Genomic DNA, 15,613 nt, shown 5'->3' with positions numbered 1-15,613 from the left:
ATAACAAAAAGGATCAATATGTCAGAAGACGTTTCAAGCAAAGTAAAAAAAATTGTAGCTGATCACTTAGGTATAGATGAAGCTAAAGTAACTGAAGAATCAAGTTTTATAGATGATTTAGGCGCTGATAGTCTAGATACCGTTGAATTAGTGATGGCTTTTGAAGAAGAATTTGGATCTGAAATCTCAGATAGTGAAGCAGAGAAAATTTTAACTGTTGGAGATGCAGTTAAATTTATCGAAGGAAAAGCAAACTAGAAATTTCAATGCCCTCAGAAAAAGATGGGGTAATGATAATACTTTCTTCCCCCTCCGGTGCAGGGAAGACTACACTAGTAAATTTACTATCAAAAAAAAAAAATTACGTTATTTCAGTTTCTCACACAACTAGAAATCCTCGACCAGGTGAAGTTAACCATAAAGATTATTACTTTGTTAATGACAATGAATTTCAAAGATTAATCAAGAATGAAGAATTTCTAGAATATGCAAAAGTATTTAATAATTATTATGGGACAACAAGAACACCTGTTATTGATAATTTAAATAAAGGTAAGAATGTTTTATTTGATATTGATTGGCAAGGTGCTGATCAAATTAAAAATAAAAAATTAGATTTTAAATTAATTTCCTTTTTTATTTTACCTCCAAGTAAAGAAGTTTTATTTCAAAGACTTTCAAATAGAGATATGAAAGACAAGTTGATTGCTGAAGAAAGGATGAAACAATTTGAAAGAGATGTTTTGCATTGGATAAATTATGATTACGTAATCATAAATGATGAACTAGAAAAATGTTACTTTAAAATTGATAATCTTATAGAAGCAGAATTAAATGATGGTTCTAAAGATTACGATTTAAATTTTGTAAGAAACCATATTGAAAAACTAACTTCGTAAGTTCTCATATTCCTCAGTAAGTTTATAATAAGTTTCACAATCTAAATTCTGAGGTCTTAAACTTAAATCAATTTTAAGTTTTTCTAAAATTCTAAGATCACCGTTAAAGATTTGATTATATGGCTTCTTAATCATTTTTCTTCTGCTGTTAAAAAAAATACGGGTTATTTTTTCTAAGTTTTTAGGATAATTTATTCTATAAAAATTTTTTTTTGGAGTAAATAAGAGTAAAGTACTATCTACTTTTGGTTTAGGTGAAAATGAAGTTGGTTTAATATCACAAATTTTTTGAACAACTAACTTCCAATTTGCAAGGATAGATAGTCTTCCATAATTTGTATTATTATATTTTGCTATTATTCTATCAGCCACCTCTTTTTGAAACATTAAAACTAAATTTTCAAACCAAAAATCTTTTTTTAAATTAACTATCCATTTGCTTAGAATTTCTGTTGAAATATTGTATGGTAAATTTCCAAATACTTGTACTTTTTCATTAAATAATGTGGTCTCATCAATATTCAAAACGTCATCATTAATAATGTTTAATTTTTCTTTAAATTTTTCTTTTAAGTTACTTATAAGAATCTTATCTTTTTCAATAACTGTAAATTTTTTCGGGTTTTTATTTAAAATGAATTTTGTGAGGTTTCCTGTGCCAGGTCCTATTTCCAAAATAGTTTTGTTCTCAATTTTAACACAATTAACAATTTGATTTAATACATTACTATCAATTAAAAAATTTTGGCCTAAACTTTTTTTTGCTTTAATCAATTTTTATCTAAGAATGAAATTGCTCTCATTAAACTAAGTGGGTTAGATTTATTTTTTCCAAGCATGTTTTCGTTTGGCCCATGATCTGGTGAAACTCTTATAAAAGGAAGTCCTAAAGTTATATTTATTGCATCGTATTCATATAGTGTTTTTATAGGCGTTAAGACTTGATCATGATACATACCTACAATAACATCATACTTTTTTCTATTTTGTTTTAAAAAAATAGTATCAGCAGGAAAAGGTCCATCAATAAAATATTTTCTTTTTTTTAGATAATTCACCGATGGTTTTATAATTTTTTCATCTTCATTATATTTATCAACACTCTCACAATGAGGATTTAAACCCAGTATAGCTATTCTAGGTTTTTTTACATGCAATTTCTTTTTATAGAATTCATTTAAAATTTTTATTTTTTCTAGTATTAATTTTTTATTTATTTCTTTTGCTACATTTTTTAAAGGAAGATGTGTTGTTAAAGGGCAGACAGATAGTTTTTTATTGTAAATCAACATAACATTTTTTTTAATATTAAATTTTTCTGAAATAAATTCTGTTATGCCAAGATGTTGTTTTTTTAAGAATTTTTTTTTGTTGATTGGTCCATTGATAATTTTTTTATAACTAAATCTATTAATTAACTTAAACAAAGTTTCAAAACATTGGTTTATATACTTGTTTGAGTCTGAAGATGCTTTGCTAAAAGCTATATTTGTTGAATAATTAACATTTATTAAATTTATAGATTTGTTTTTAAGTTTTTTGATATCAAAATTATATTTATTTATAATATTAATTTTATAACTATATTTTAATTTTTTCATTTGAAGTTTAATAAGCTTATGGGAGGCTATTAAAATTAAAGGTGATTTAATTTTTACTTTTTTTAATGATTTAAAGAAAAGTTCTAAGAAAACACTGTTAGGTTCTCCAGGCACAATGAGTATTGGTTGTTTATAACTCATTAATTTGAATATTTTTTATGGTTTTATTATAAAAAATAGATGAAAATTGATTTAATTGCTTATTAGCTATTTCTTTTGAAATAATTTTAATTTCATCATCTATGTTATTCTTAATTTTAATTTCTCTCACTTCATTTATTTTGAGGATCAAGAATCCTCCTGGTATAACTATTGGATCTGTATAATCACCTTTTGAAATTTTAGATAATTCTATTTTGATTTTATTACTTAATGAATTTTCTTTAATCCAACCTAATTTTCCACCATTATTTGCAGAATTTGAAATGCTATGTATAAGGGCTGCATTTTCAAAACTACTTTCTTTTACATCTTTCTTTATTTTATCTAACTTTAGTTTTATTTTTTCATTTTCTTTAATTGAAAATAATATTTCTGAAATTAAGTATTCTCTTTGGATATTACTTCTTAAGACATCTTGCCTTATTTCATCTATATTAACTTTAACATCTTTTGAAAATTTACTTAAAATTAATTGATTCCACATTATTTCTAATTTTATCTTTTTTTCAATTTCATTAAACTTTAAATTTCTCTTCTTTAAGAATATTTTTAATTCTTCATGACTTTCAATATTAATTCTTTTAGCAAAATCATTAATTAAATTTTCATAATATTTTTGATCTAAGTCAAAATTTTTAAAATATCTAGATAATATAATAGATTTAACTTTTTCTTTTATTAATGAATTTTTTGCAATCTCAATTTTTTTTTTTTGATCTAGTTTATCTAAATTTTTATTAAGCAAACTAAGATATTTAATTTCATTTAAAATATCTACAGATGTTATGATCGAGTTTTCCACTTTTAGTATTATTTTATTTTTTGAGGCAAATGTTTTATTTGTAGCTAGCAATACTAAGCTAAAGCATAAAATCAAAATTAATTTGATTATCTTTTTCATTTAAATTATCTATCTATTTTATGTTCATAAGTTGTTAATGGAAATAAGGTAACTGTAAAAAATATATCTTCAGTTGGTTTTAAATCTCTATCTTCATAATATGTTTTTTTATATTTAATACCCGCCGTTAAACAGTCATTCTTATATTGGTATACTAGATCATAGTATTCTGTTAAATTTAATTTTCTATTTCTTCTTGTATTAAATGTGAAAATTTTATTTTCATCAATCTTGTAACTAGAAGAATTTGATATAAAATTTTCATCACCCATATCACCACTTTCTTTAACATAATTAAATTTTGTAACTAGATTATTTAATGAAATTGTGGTGTTAATATCGTTATATTCAAATGTTTTTAAGTCATTATCTATTGCAAAATTATAATTAAAATGAATGATATTTGAAAAATTATTTTCAATAGAGCCAAAAATATTTGACATTTTTCTATTTAATGTTGTTTTTTTTGGAATAAAATCTTCCTCATCATCTCTTAAAACTGTTGCTAATCTGAATTCAAAATATTTGTTAACATCTTCAAGATTTTCTTTTCTATAATCAATTCCCAATGTTAGCGATTTATCTGCTTCAAGAGAATCATTTATTCCTAATCTATTTATTGAAAAAATATTATCAGTATTCACTGTTCTGAAAGAGTTTTTGTGGTTTTTCATATCACTTGGATTAAATCTAAATGATGCTTTTGGTGTTAAATAATTTTGATAAAATTTTGTTTTTTTTAGTAAAGGTAATTTTGATTTTAATTCAATTATTGATGAAAGTTCAATTTGAGGACTAGATTTATATTCCGAAGTATCTTTACCCATTGTATTCATATTCTTTAAGCTAACACTGAAAGTATTTTCTACTCCATTATTTGAAATATAATTCATACTTGAAAAATCAAGATCATTTATAATTTTTGATTTAACTTGATTTGTATTAATCAGCTCATTGCTTCCGCTTGATTTAAAGCTGAAAGACCCTTCATCAATGTTTGATAATATATTTTTTTCAAAACTATAATAGGGAAATACATATTGATATCTGTCACTTTTACTACCTTTTAAATTTTCATATACACTCATCCCTGTATTTAAATTGTAATTTTCATGTTCTAAATTAAACTTTAATTGACTAAACAAACTATCAGAATTTTTTGGTTTTAGTGATGTGCTATTCTCAAGAAGGCTTGTGTCAAATACTTTTAAAAATGTATCGTTATTTACTTTTTCTACTTTAAAATATAGTTTGCTTGACTGAAAATCACTTATATTTAAATCGTACTCTAGATTAGAAAATAGATAACTTAAATTTTTCTTTTGATTTGATTTAGTTGATTTGTAATCTCTTGTGTATCCAAAGTTAGTTTTAAGGTTATAATTTTTTCCTAACTTTCTATATTCATTTTGCAACATTTGAGAGTCTCTATCAAATAATGTTGGAGTGATCGTTATATCACTATCTTCTGAAATTACATGAAAGTAAGGAATAGTAATTGAATTTCCTAGAACATTTGAATTATTTAATACAGGTCTTAATAATCCAGATTGCCTTTTAACAGATGGGTCGGGATGAAAAAATTTAGGAAAATATAATACAGGAATATCATATACTTTTAATAAAGCATTTTTATAATTTATTTGTTTTTTATTTTTATCATGCTGAATACTTTCAGCTTGCATAGACCAAGGAGGACAGTTATCATTTTTCTTACAGTTTGTGAAAACTCCTTTGTTAATGGTTGTTAATTCTCCTTTTTTATTTGAGGAAACTCCTTTAATTCTTGGATCATTTTCATTTTCATCAAAAAGGTTTTTATGAAAATTTATTATTGTATCTTTTGCAATAAAATTATTTTCTTTTAAATTTAATATAGCGTTAGAAAAAAAATATTTATCACTTTTAGGTGTATTATGATTAGTATTAACTAAAATATCATCACCAATTAAAGTTTCTAACTCAATAAGATATTTAAAATTTGATAAACTATAAAAGTTATTATCATCAAATAAAATTGTCTTTTTATTTGAAGAAAGTTCCATTTCATTTTTTAAATATGTTACATCTTGAGATCTAAAATCATATTTATCATTTATTTTTGCAGTCGTTCTTCCTTTAGAAAAAACTTTACCTATATTTTTAAAATAAGTTATTGAATCAGCTAAAATTTTATAATTTTTTTTTGTATCATTGTATACTACTTCTTGTTCTGCAATTATTATGTTTTCTTTAATATTGAATTCAAAAGACCTTGCTTCCAGGTTGCTTTCATCGTTAAGATTTAAAAATTTTGAATTGCCATCAGTGATTATTTTTTTTTCTAGAATTGAATATTCTACAAAATCAGAGTTTAAATTATAATTTCGATTTTTATCCTCAACAAAAACATTTTCAAAAGCTGAAATGATATTTAATTTTCTATTGTAAATAAAGTTTTTTGCTTTAATCGATACATTATCAATATGACTTATACCTTTAGATTTTTTTAATGTTGATATTATTTCTTCATTTTTTTTATAAATTGCTTCTTCAGCAAAAATTGAGTAATTATTAATTTCATCAATTATTTCTACCTCACCAATTGCTATTAGAGTGTTTAAATTTTTGTTATATTGAAACTCATTTGCACTAATAATAACTCCAGTGTTTGAACTAGCTGTTCCTTTATTTTTGCCAATAATTTTATTTCCATTTTCTAATATTTCAATTTCTGATATTTCAAAGTTAAATTGATCTTGGCTAAATGCATTTATATTTAATGAATAAAATAATAAAATTATAATATATATAAATAAATTATTTTTCATTTACTTTATATATCATTGAAAAGTTAATTATTAATAAAATCATTAAAGGGACAAATAAAGATAATAATATTGAAATTTTTTCAGTACTTCCTAAAACATAAAAGAAGTTATTTAAATAATAAATTATCACAGAACAAAATAAACCTGTTGTTACTTTGAAAGCATTTCCATTAATTTTTTTCATTTGTAGCATTATTAAAGATGAAAATAGTGTTATTAAAACTAAAAAGATTGGAAAAAAGATAATTTTTAAAATATGTAAATCCAAATCAATAAGTGAATATTTTAATTTTTTGTAATTTTCTCTTAATTGATACAGTTCAAATAGACTTAATGCAGATAGATTGGAATAAAGCGTTTTTATTTTTTTATAATTAAAATTTGTTTCTAATTTTAGGTTTTTTTCTATAAAATAATCACTTTCCTGATAAACTTTAGCATCTAATATAATCCAATCATCGTTTAAAATATTCATTTTTTTACTTTTAATGTTTCTTATGACGTTAAAGTTTTCATCTAACTCAGTTACAATATTATCAATTAAAAAGTTTTGTTCTATGGAAGATGAATTAGTGATTAAGATTTTATTATCAATTCTATCTTTAATCCAAATACCATTCTTTGTTATTACTGCTAAGTATTTACCATCGCTAGTATAATTTGATTTTAATTCTAGATAAATATTTTTTAAATTCGAGGAAAAATTATAAAATAGTGTAACAATTAATATTCCTAGCAACATAGAAAGTGAACATAAGATAAGTAAAATTTTTGTATTTTTTAAACCAGAATATTTAAAAATATCGATCTCTTTATTTTCAAAAATTTTTATAAAAAAAAGCTGGGCTGATATAAGCATAATAAAAGGAAACATTTCAAACATCAAAGAAGGTGAGTTCAAAATAGATAAAAATATAGTAAAATTAAAACCCACCTCCAGATCTCTAAAAAATTCTAATTCACTTAATAAATTTAACAGAAAAACAAGAGATATCATTATTAAAAAGACATAAATTATTGATTTGAAAAATAAGATTGAAATAAATTTTATATAAACACTCATAACTTAGTTTTTATTTTCCAAATAATTAAATTTTGAAAAAAAATATAAATATGAAAAAATTAACAAAATCATTGGAGCAAGGAAAAATATTATGTTTTGAATTAAATTTTCAGAAATAAATCTAATTGTAGTTTCAGAAAAAATTATAATTATGAAACCAAAAGCAAAAGTAAAATATCTTAATTTTTGATAATTAGAACTTTCTTTAGATGATATGATTAAAATTAAAGGTATAATTGAAAGAATTGGGATATAAAAAGGTATAATAAATCTTTTATAAATTTCTTTAAATATATTTTGGATGTTTTTAAAAGAGCAATTTTCAATATTTTTTGAAATTAATTCAAATTTGTCTTTTTTATACTTATAAAAATTATTTAAACATTTAAAAAGTTTGAATGAATTTAACTCTTGGGTTTTTTTATAAGTTGTTGTGTTAGTTTGTAAATTTTTTAAAGAAAAATCAGATTTTGAAAAAGAAATATTTGTTATCTTATCATTTTTTGATGTTATCGTTGCTCCATTGAACAGAATTAATATAGTTTGAGATTGTATTTTATCAAATTTACCTTTTTTTGCGTAAGTAATTTGAAATTCATTTTTACTGATTTCTTTCTTTATATATAAATTTTCTAGATCACCATTTTTATTTTTTTTTTCAGCATAAATTGTTAATCCCCTTATAGTATCATTAAATTTTTGTGGTTTAACAAAGTTATCAAGAAAATTCACACTTGACATTCTCAAGGATGTCCTAGCCAAATCTTGTGTGATTGGAACAACGTAAGAATTTAATATGATCTGAAAAAATGTTAAAAAAAATGAAACTTTCAATATAAAGTTTATTATTTCAATTTTATGGATTCCATAATTCCAAAAAATAATTAATTCGTTGCTTAATTCATATTTTACTGTGACATAATAAAGGCTAAAAAAAAGTATAAATGGAAAAATTTTACTAACTATTTTTGGAAAATTTAGTAAAGTATAATTCAAGTACACTAAATAGTCTCTACCATCATCTACCATTATATCTAAAAAATTTACACCTTGAAAAACCCAAATTACAGTTGCTGCAGATAAGAGGGCAATTATAAAAAAAATCAAATAATCTGATAGTAATTTTCTAAATAATATTTTTTCCATTGAAAAATGCTAATTTAACTCATATATAGCATTCAATTCTAAGAGTTTAAGTAATATTTATGTCAGTAAAAATTATCTATAGAAAAAATATATCAAAAACAGGCCCTTATAATGAATGCTTTTTTGTTGATAACAACTTTAACATATCAAATCTTAAAAAAATTATTTCTAAGTCTGAATTTTCGTTAATTTCAGATTTAATAAAAAGTAAAAACACAAAAAAAAATATTCTATCTTTTGAAATTAGCTCAAAGAAAAAAATAATCTTAGTTTCAATTAAAGAAAATATTAAAAATTTTGAAGAAGTAAATTTAGGTGCTTCCTTGTACGATTTTTGCAAAGATTTTAAAGTAAAAAGTTACTTTATTAACACAAATACGTTAACTAAATTTTCAAATAACTTAATTTTAAATATTTTACATGGATTTAGATTAAAATCTTATTCTTTTGATAAGTACAAATCAAAAAAAAACAATAAAAGTTTAACCATATTTGTTTTGGGTAAAAAAATACCTAGCTTTAAAAATCAATTAAAATCTAAATCTATTGAAGAGGGAAGTTTTTTAACCAGAGAACTTGTTTCTGAACCTGGAAATGTTTTACACCCTGATGAATATGCAAAAAGATTAATTTCACTGAAAAAGTTTGGATTAAAAGTAACTGTATATGACGAGAAAAAATTAAAAAAATTAGGGATGAATACTTTACTTGGCGTTGGACAAGGAAGTATTAGGGGGTCTTATTTGGTCACCATTGAATGGAATGGGTTGAAAGATAAATCAAAACCTCTTGCATTTGTAGGTAAAGGAGTTTGTTTTGATACTGGGGGCATTTCACTTAAGCCTGCTAAATTTATGGAAGATATGACATATGATATGGCTGGTTCAGCAGTTGTTGTTGGATTGATGAAAAGCTTAGCTTTAAGAAAAGCAAAAGTGAATGCAGTAGGTGTTGTAGGATTGGTAGAGAATATGCCAGGTGGAAATGCGCAAAGACCAGGAGATATAGTAAAATCTTATAGTGGGAAAACAGTCGAAATTTTAAATACAGATGCTGAAGGTAGACTTGTGCTTGCTGATGCGCTTACATATACAGAGAAGAAATTTAAACCTAAATTTATAGTTGATTTAGCTACCCTTACAGGTGCAATTATAGTTTCACTTGGATCAGAATATGCAGGTTTATTTTCAAATAATGATAAATTATCAAAAGAATTAATCGAAGCAGGAGAAAAAGTTGAAGAAAAAGTTTGGAGAATGCCACTAAATAAAAACTTTGATAAATTAATTGATTCAAAAAATGCAGATATGCAAAATATTAATTATGTTGGTGGAGCAGGCTCAACAACTGCTGCTCAATTTTTACAAAGATTTATTTTAAATAAAACACCATGGGCTCACTTAGATATAGCTGGTATGGCTTTCTCTAAATATGGAGGTGCATTAAACTCAGGTGGAGCTACAGGTTATGGAGTAAGATTATTAAATAAACTAATAGAGGATAAATATGAGTAATATTGAACAAACTTTATCAATTATAAAACCTGATGCAGTTGAAAGAAATCTTGAGAATGAAATAAAAGAAATGTTTAAAAAAAGTGGTTTTTCAATTTTAAAAGAAAAAAAAATTCAAATTGAAAAATCAGAGGCAGAAAATTTTTATAAAGTCCATGAAACAAAGCCGTTTTATAATGATTTGTGTGAATACCTGTCATCTGGCCCAATTGTGGTAATGGTACTTGAAAAAGAAAACGCAGTTTTGGGAAATAGAGAATTAATGGGCGCAACAAATCCTAAAGATGCTGAAGAAGGCACAATTAGAAAGAAATATGGGATTTCAATTGATAAAAACTCTGTTCATGGGTCTGATAGTGTTGAAAATGCTAAAATTGAAATTGATTTCTTTTTTAAGGGTTAAAAATTTTCAAAATAGCCTTGGGATATAATTTGTGTTCTTCAGCTAAAATTTTTTTAGCAAGGCTATCTGGACTGTCTTTTTTATAAATATTAACTCTTTTTTGAAGAATTATTCTTCCAGAATCTAATTTTGAATCAACTAAATGTACAGTGCATCCTGAGTATTTATCTTTATTTTCTATAGCTCTTCGATGGGTATCTAAACCTTTGTATTTTGGTAGTAGTGAAGGGTGAATATTTAAAATTTTACCTTTAAAATTTTTAATAAAATTTTTAGAAAGTATTTTCATAAATCCTGCTAGACAAATTAATTCAATTTTATTTTTTTTAAGTTCTTTAAGTATTTTTTTTTCAGCAATATCTTTATTTTTGAAACTAATTATTTTTTTTTTAATTTTAAAAATAGTTCCATATTTTAAACCTTTGGCTAGCTTATTATTAGTAATTATTAGATTTATAGAAATAGGTGATTTCTTTAATTTAGAAAACTTAATTAGTGATTTTAAATTACTACCTGTTCCAGAGATAAATGTTGCAGTTTTTATTTTATTTGTTCCAATTGATAGAACCATTTAATTTCACTTTATTTTTACCATTAATAATTTTTCCAATTACATATGGTTTGTAATCTTTAGGAAAATAACTTTGAACTTTTTTTAAGTTTTTTTTGTTAATAATTAAACAAAAACCAACACCGCAGTTAAATGTTTTTAACATTTCATTTTCTGGTATTCCATTTTTTTTAAGCCAATTAAATATTTTTAAAGTTTTAATTTTTTTTAAATCAATATCTGCTACCATGTTATCAGGAATAACTCTTTTGATATTATCCGCAAGTCCTCCTCCCGTAATATTTGCACAACCATTAATAAGATTTTTTGAAATTATGTTGATTATTTCTTTCACATATATTTTTGTTGGTTTCAAAAGTTCTGAATTTAAAAATTTATTTTTATTTAAATTAATTTTTTTTTTATTTATTAAATACCTTACAAGTGAGAACCCATTTGAATGTAATCCACTAGATGGTATCGCTAATATTAAATTATTTTTTTTGATTTTATTTTTATTTAAGATTTTATTTTTGCCAACAATACCAACAGCAAAACCAGCTATATCAAATTTACCTTTTGAATAAGTGCCAGGCATCTCTGCTGTTTCTCCACCTACAAGTTCACAATCTGATAGTTTACAGCCCTTAACTATTCCTTTAATAATCGACTTAAGTTTAATTAAATCAATTTTGTTTATTGAAATGTAATCTAAAAAAAGCAACGGTTTTGCACCTTGAACAATTAAATCATTCACACTCATTGCCACAAGATCAATACCAATTGTATCAAATTTATTTAAAGAATTAGCTATTTCAATTTTAGTACCAACACCATCTGTACAAGCAACTATTTGAGGTTGCTTTATGTTGCTTGGGATATTTGAAATAGAACCAAAGCCCCCAATATTAGAAAACTTTTTTTTGCCCCTTTTTTTTGATGATACTGATGAAATGAAATTTACAAACTTATCAGCAGCTTTAATGTTAACACCACTTTTTTTATAGGTAAAATTTTTATTATTCATTACAATATTATATGAGGTGTTTTTTAAAATTAATTCAACAGAAGAGTTTATATAATCTTTTTCTATTTCTTGCTTTATTAAATATTTTTTTTTCCACAGAAAATAGTGTTGCAAAAACATTTTCTATAAAAGAAATTGAAATTTCATCTCCATTTAATGCCTCATTTGACAAAAATAAGATAATAAATCGAGGTTTTGTTGAAGCATATGAGGAACTTATTTTTACGATTGCTCAAAGCAAAGATCAAAAAAAACTTCAAAATTCTTCAACTAAAGAAGTTAAAAGTTTAGTTGAAACATTTTCGATTGTTCAAGAAAGTTTTATTGATGAAATATATAATCTTACCTTGAATGTAGAATTTAATAAAAAAAGTTTTTTCGAATTATTAGAAAAAAAAAATGTATTTCCTTCATCTATTATTCAAAAAGATTTAATTTTTTTTCCAATAGAAGTAGATGAAGAAAAAAATGAAATATTTCTTTTTTCAGAAAGTCAATTATTTAGAAACTGGAATTTTAAAAAAGAAAAATACCATCAATTAAATTACATTTTACCAAACGAGGATATTGATGATTATAATTTAATTAAAAAAAATATTAACAATTTAGAAGATTTTGATTTTAGAGAAATTTCAAAAAAATATAATTTTGAAGATTTTATTATAATGATTGTTTTTAAAAATAATCAAGAAATTCGAGTACTTAATAAAATAGTATTTAATAAGAACCAAAATTTAAAAAATTTTAAATTCAAAAATATAAATTTAGAAAATTTAGAAGATTTAAAAAAATTTATAGATAAACAAAAAACAGTTTTTGAAGATTATTGGAAATTAAAAAACATAATAAATACTTCAATTAAATTGGATTTGACTATATCAGTTGATAATAGCAATATAATTAAAATCGATCAGTTTGAAGAAACACTTTCAAGTATAGAATTGGTTAATAAATTCAATATATTTAAATTTGATAATAAAAAAAACATTTATAAAGTAATATTTAATGGTACCCGAGATCAATTCTTAAATGTGATGAAAGATTATGATTATTTTTTTGAAATCAAAAATAAAATTTGGGTATTAGAATGAAATCTTTAAATCAAGAAATCTTAAAATTTGATTATGAACAAAACTTTCAAGATCAGGATTTTTATGTATCTAAATCTAATGAATTTTCATTTTTATTATTGAATAGTTGGCCTAAATGGGAAAAAAATTTTATAAATTTAATTGGCGAAAAATTTTCTGGAAAGTCTCATTTAATTAATATTTTTCTACATAAATTTAAGGGTATTAAAATAAACGCAGCTGATATTAGTAATGAATATTTAAAAAAAATTAAAATCTATGAAAATATAATTATTGAAGATTTAAATAAAAATATTGATGAAAAGTTATTATTTACTTTTTTTAACAATATTGAGCAAGACAACAAATACTTAATTGTTACTTCAACTAAACCCATAGTTGATTACTCCTTTGAATTAAATGATTTAAATTCTAGAGCTAAAAATTTTATTTTATCAAAGATTGATAAGCCGGAGGATGATTTATTATATGCCCTAATATTAAAAAATCTTTCTGATCGTCAGATATCAATTGATAAGAAATTAATAGATTTCATTATAAAAAGAATAGATAGATCCTATGGCAAAATATCTGAATTCATATATAAGATCGACGAAATTAGTTTAAAAAGGAAAAAACCAATCGATTTTAAAATTATTAAAGAAGCTTTAGGAGATTAATTGAGCAAATATAGAACACATACTTGTAACGAATTAAGAAAAGAAGACGTTGATAAAAAAGTATTTCTTTCAGGCTGGATCAATAAAAAACGAGATCATGGCAACTTATTATTTATAGATTTAAGAGATAATTACGGTGTCACACAATGTATTATAGATAAGGATAATAAAAATTTTACAAACTTAGAAAAAACTCAATTAGAAACTGTAGTTAAAATCGAAGGTAAGGTTGTAGCCCGATCTGAAGATACAATTAACAAAGAAATAGGCACAGGAGAAATTGAGGTAAAAATTGATACTTACGAAGAACTAGGTTCTTGCAAAGAATTACCGATGCCAGTTTTTAGTGATCAAGAATACGCTGAGGAAATAAGGTTAAAATATAGATTTTTGGATTTAAGAAGAAAAAAAATACATGAAAATATAATCTTAAGATCAAAAGTTATTTCACACATTAGAAATGAAATGACTAAATTAGGTTTTTTGGAATTCCAAACACCAATACTAACATCCTCTAGTCCTGAGGGTGCTAGAGATTTTTTAGTTCCAAGTAGATTAAATCCAGGAAAGTTTTATGCGTTACCTCAAGCGCCACAACAATTTAAACAACTAATTATGGTATCTGGTTTTGATAAGTATTTTCAAATAGCCCCTTGCTTTAGGGATGAGGATGCAAGAGCAGACAGAAGTCCAGGTGAATTTTATCAACTAGATTTAGAAATGTCTTTTGTAGAACAAGAAGATGTTTTTAATGTTGTTGAAAAATTAATGGTTAATACTTTTAAAACATTTTCGAATAAAAAATTATTAAACGATAAGTTTCCAAGAATTTCTTACAAAGAAGCAATGTTAAAATATGGAAGTGATAAACCTGATTTAAGAAATCCACTTATTATAAATGATATTACTGAAATATTTACAAGAGAAGATGTATCTTTTGAAATATTTAAAAAGTTAGTAAAATCTGGTTCAAGAGTAAGATGCATAATAACAAAAAATACTAAGGATAAACCAAGAAGCTTTTTTGATAATATTGATAAATGGGCCAAAGAGCAAGGAGCATCAGGTTTGGCTTATTTTACATTTGAAAAAGATACTGAGCTATCTGGTAAAGGACCTATAGGAAAATTTTTCACCAAAGAAGCATTGCAAGAAATAATGAATTTAACTAATGCGGAGGTAGGTGACAGTATTTTTCTTGCTTGTGGAAAACAAAATGAATTAGAAAAAATAACTTCTCAGGCAAGACACAAAATTGCAGAAGATTTAGATTTAATTGATAAAGATATTTTCGCGTTTTGTTGGGTAGTTGATTATCCAATGTTTGAAAGAGATGAGGTTACCAACAAAATTGAATTTAGTCATAATCCATTCTCTATGCCACAAGGTGATTTGACAGAAAAAGATCTTGAAAATCCTTTAGAACTTTTAGCTTATCAATACGATATTGTTTGTAATGGTATTGAATTATCTTCCGGCGCTATAAGAAATCATAAACCCGAACTTATGTACAAGTTATTCTCAATTGCTGGTTACGATAAGCAGCAAGTAGATGAAAAATTTAGTGGTATGATAAATGCATTAAGTTATGGCGCTCCACCTCACGGGGGTATTGCTCCAGGTATCGACAGAATTGTTATGCTGTTAGCTAATGAAAAGAATATAAGAGAAGTAACAATGTTTCCAATGAACCAAAATGCTCAGGATCTGATGATGAATGCTCCATCAGAAGTTAACCCAGAACAATTAAAAGAATTAAACTTGTCTCTAAAAAATAAAAAATAAAA

15 protein-coding genes are annotated in these 15,613 nt (G+C 23.9%); 7 read left to right on the top strand and 8 right to left on the bottom strand.

Annotated elements, in window-relative coordinates; genetic code table 11:
- Positions 1-18: 18 nt before the first annotated feature.
- Both ACTTA6_RS04160 and gmk read left to right on the top strand, forming a co-directional pair.
- On the top strand, positions 19-258 hold the full coding sequence (locus ACTTA6_RS04160; protein WP_008544320.1) for an acyl carrier protein: 240 nt from the start codon (positions 19-21) through the stop codon (positions 256-258).
- An 8-nt stretch (positions 259-266) separates the two neighbouring features.
- Positions 267-899 carry a guanylate kinase gene (gene gmk, locus ACTTA6_RS04155; protein ID WP_440614644.1) on the top strand — a complete coding sequence of 211 codons (633 nt, stop codon included), beginning with the start codon at positions 267-269 and terminating at the stop codon, positions 897-899.
- On the opposite strand, the gene rsmA is transcribed toward gmk, so the two are convergent.
- Genes rsmA through ACTTA6_RS04125 form a run of 6 tightly spaced genes read right to left on the bottom strand, consistent with a single transcriptional unit; the run spans position 888 to position 8,582 of the window.
- The gene (gene rsmA / locus ACTTA6_RS04150; RefSeq protein WP_440614643.1) at positions 888-1,673 is read right to left on the bottom strand and encodes a 16S rRNA (adenine(1518)-N(6)/adenine(1519)-N(6))-dimethyltransferase RsmA; all 786 of its coding nucleotides are present in this window, start codon (positions 1,671-1,673) and stop codon (positions 888-890) included. The genes gmk and rsmA overlap by 12 nt on opposite strands.
- Positions 1,670-2,641 (bottom strand): 4-hydroxythreonine-4-phosphate dehydrogenase PdxA, encoded by a 972-nt coding sequence (locus ACTTA6_RS04145; RefSeq protein WP_440614642.1) that lies wholly within the window; start codon positions 2,639-2,641, stop codon positions 1,670-1,672. Before ACTTA6_RS04145 ends, rsmA begins: the two co-directional genes overlap by 4 nt.
- On the bottom strand, positions 2,631-3,563 hold the full coding sequence (locus ACTTA6_RS04140; RefSeq protein WP_440614641.1) for a peptidylprolyl isomerase: 933 nt from the start codon (positions 3,561-3,563) through the stop codon (positions 2,631-2,633). The genes ACTTA6_RS04145 and ACTTA6_RS04140 overlap by 11 nt, the downstream gene beginning before the upstream one ends.
- Positions 3,564-3,568: 5 nt before the next feature.
- On the bottom strand, positions 3,569-6,373 hold the full coding sequence (locus ACTTA6_RS04135; RefSeq protein WP_440614640.1) for an LPS-assembly protein LptD: 2,805 nt from the start codon (positions 6,371-6,373) through the stop codon (positions 3,569-3,571).
- Positions 6,363-7,436 (bottom strand): LptF/LptG family permease, encoded by a 1,074-nt coding sequence (locus ACTTA6_RS04130; protein WP_440614639.1) that lies wholly within the window; start codon positions 7,434-7,436, stop codon positions 6,363-6,365. Before ACTTA6_RS04130 ends, ACTTA6_RS04135 begins: the two co-directional genes overlap by 11 nt.
- Positions 7,437-7,439: 3 nt before the next feature.
- Positions 7,440-8,582: an LptF/LptG family permease gene (locus tag ACTTA6_RS04125; protein ID WP_440614638.1), complete on the bottom strand. Its 1,143-nt coding sequence runs from the start codon at positions 8,580-8,582 to the stop codon at positions 7,440-7,442.
- A 59-nt stretch (positions 8,583-8,641) separates the two neighbouring features.
- Between ACTTA6_RS04125 and ACTTA6_RS04120 the strand changes: the two genes are divergently transcribed.
- Both ACTTA6_RS04120 and ndk read left to right on the top strand, forming a co-directional pair.
- Complete coding sequence (locus ACTTA6_RS04120) at positions 8,642-10,096, top strand: leucyl aminopeptidase (protein WP_440680384.1); 1,455 nt, start codon at positions 8,642-8,644, stop codon at positions 10,094-10,096.
- A 1-nt stretch (position 10,097) separates the two neighbouring features.
- A complete protein-coding gene (gene ndk, locus ACTTA6_RS04115) occupies positions 10,098-10,499 on the top strand; it encodes a nucleoside-diphosphate kinase (RefSeq protein ID WP_440614685.1) in 402 nt (133 codons plus the stop codon).
- Here ndk and purN read toward each other — a convergent pair.
- Together purN and purM are read right to left on the bottom strand one after the other, a co-directional pair.
- A complete protein-coding gene (gene purN, locus ACTTA6_RS04110; RefSeq protein ID WP_440614636.1) occupies positions 10,489-11,070 on the bottom strand; it encodes a phosphoribosylglycinamide formyltransferase in 582 nt (193 codons plus the stop codon). The two genes, ndk and purN, sit on opposite strands and share 11 nt — an antisense overlap.
- The gene (purM, locus tag ACTTA6_RS04105; protein ID WP_440614635.1) at positions 11,045-12,076 is read right to left on the bottom strand and encodes a phosphoribosylformylglycinamidine cyclo-ligase; all 1,032 of its coding nucleotides are present in this window, start codon (positions 12,074-12,076) and stop codon (positions 11,045-11,047) included. Before purM ends, purN begins: the two co-directional genes overlap by 26 nt.
- A gap of 11 nt (positions 12,077-12,087) precedes the next feature.
- Here purM and ACTTA6_RS04100 point away from each other — a divergent pair, with 11 nt between their 5' ends.
- Genes ACTTA6_RS04100 through aspS form a run of 3 tightly spaced genes read left to right on the top strand, consistent with a single transcriptional unit; the run spans position 12,088 to position 15,611 of the window.
- Complete coding sequence (locus tag ACTTA6_RS04100; RefSeq protein ID WP_440680383.1) at positions 12,088-13,167, top strand: hypothetical protein; 1,080 nt, start codon at positions 12,088-12,090, stop codon at positions 13,165-13,167.
- A complete protein-coding gene (locus ACTTA6_RS04095; protein WP_440614632.1) occupies positions 13,164-13,826 on the top strand; it encodes a DNA replication protein in 663 nt (220 codons plus the stop codon). Before ACTTA6_RS04100 ends, ACTTA6_RS04095 begins: the two co-directional genes overlap by 4 nt.
- A complete protein-coding gene (gene aspS, locus ACTTA6_RS04090; protein ID WP_440614631.1) occupies positions 13,827-15,611 on the top strand; it encodes an aspartate--tRNA ligase in 1,785 nt (594 codons plus the stop codon).
- Positions 15,612-15,613: the final 2 nt, after the last annotated feature.

It is taken from the genome of Candidatus Pelagibacter sp. HIMB1636, assembly GCF_052047675.1.
Taxonomy (GTDB): Bacteria; Pseudomonadota; Alphaproteobacteria; order Pelagibacterales; family Pelagibacteraceae; genus Pelagibacter.
The sequence above is the reverse complement of the archived record's forward strand: the minus strand, read 5'-3'. Positions and strand labels throughout refer to the sequence as shown.

What these genes read in the sequence shown, in the direction of transcription:
- ACTTA6_RS04160 (WP_008544320.1), top strand. Translation starts at nt 19, where the DNA reads ATGTCAGAAGACGTTTCAAGCAAAGTAAAAAAAATTGTAGCTGATCAC.
- gmk (WP_440614644.1), top strand. Translation starts at nt 267, where the DNA reads ATGCCCTCAGAAAAAGATGGGGTAATGATAATACTTTCTTCCCCCTCC.
- ACTTA6_RS04145 (WP_440614642.1), bottom strand. Translation starts at nt 2,641, where the DNA reads ATGAGTTATAAACAACCAATACTCATTGTGCCTGGAGAACCTAACAGT.
- ACTTA6_RS04140 (WP_440614641.1), bottom strand. Translation starts at nt 3,563, where the DNA reads ATGAAAAAGATAATCAAATTAATTTTGATTTTATGCTTTAGCTTAGTA.
- ACTTA6_RS04135 (WP_440614640.1), bottom strand. Translation starts at nt 6,373, where the DNA reads ATGAAAAATAATTTATTTATATATATTATAATTTTATTATTTTATTCA.
- ACTTA6_RS04130 (WP_440614639.1), bottom strand. Translation starts at nt 7,436, where the DNA reads ATGAGTGTTTATATAAAATTTATTTCAATCTTATTTTTCAAATCAATA.
- ACTTA6_RS04125 (WP_440614638.1), bottom strand. Translation starts at nt 8,582, where the DNA reads ATGGAAAAAATATTATTTAGAAAATTACTATCAGATTATTTGATTTTT.
- ACTTA6_RS04120 (WP_440680384.1), top strand. Translation starts at nt 8,642, where the DNA reads ATGTCAGTAAAAATTATCTATAGAAAAAATATATCAAAAACAGGCCCT.
- purN (WP_440614636.1), bottom strand. Translation starts at nt 11,070, where the DNA reads ATGGTTCTATCAATTGGAACAAATAAAATAAAAACTGCAACATTTATC.
- purM (WP_440614635.1), bottom strand. Translation starts at nt 12,076, where the DNA reads ATGAATAATAAAAATTTTACCTATAAAAAAAGTGGTGTTAACATTAAA.
- ACTTA6_RS04100 (WP_440680383.1), top strand. Translation starts at nt 12,088, where the DNA reads ATGAGGTGTTTTTTAAAATTAATTCAACAGAAGAGTTTATATAATCTT.
- ACTTA6_RS04095 (WP_440614632.1), top strand. Translation starts at nt 13,164, where the DNA reads ATGAAATCTTTAAATCAAGAAATCTTAAAATTTGATTATGAACAAAAC.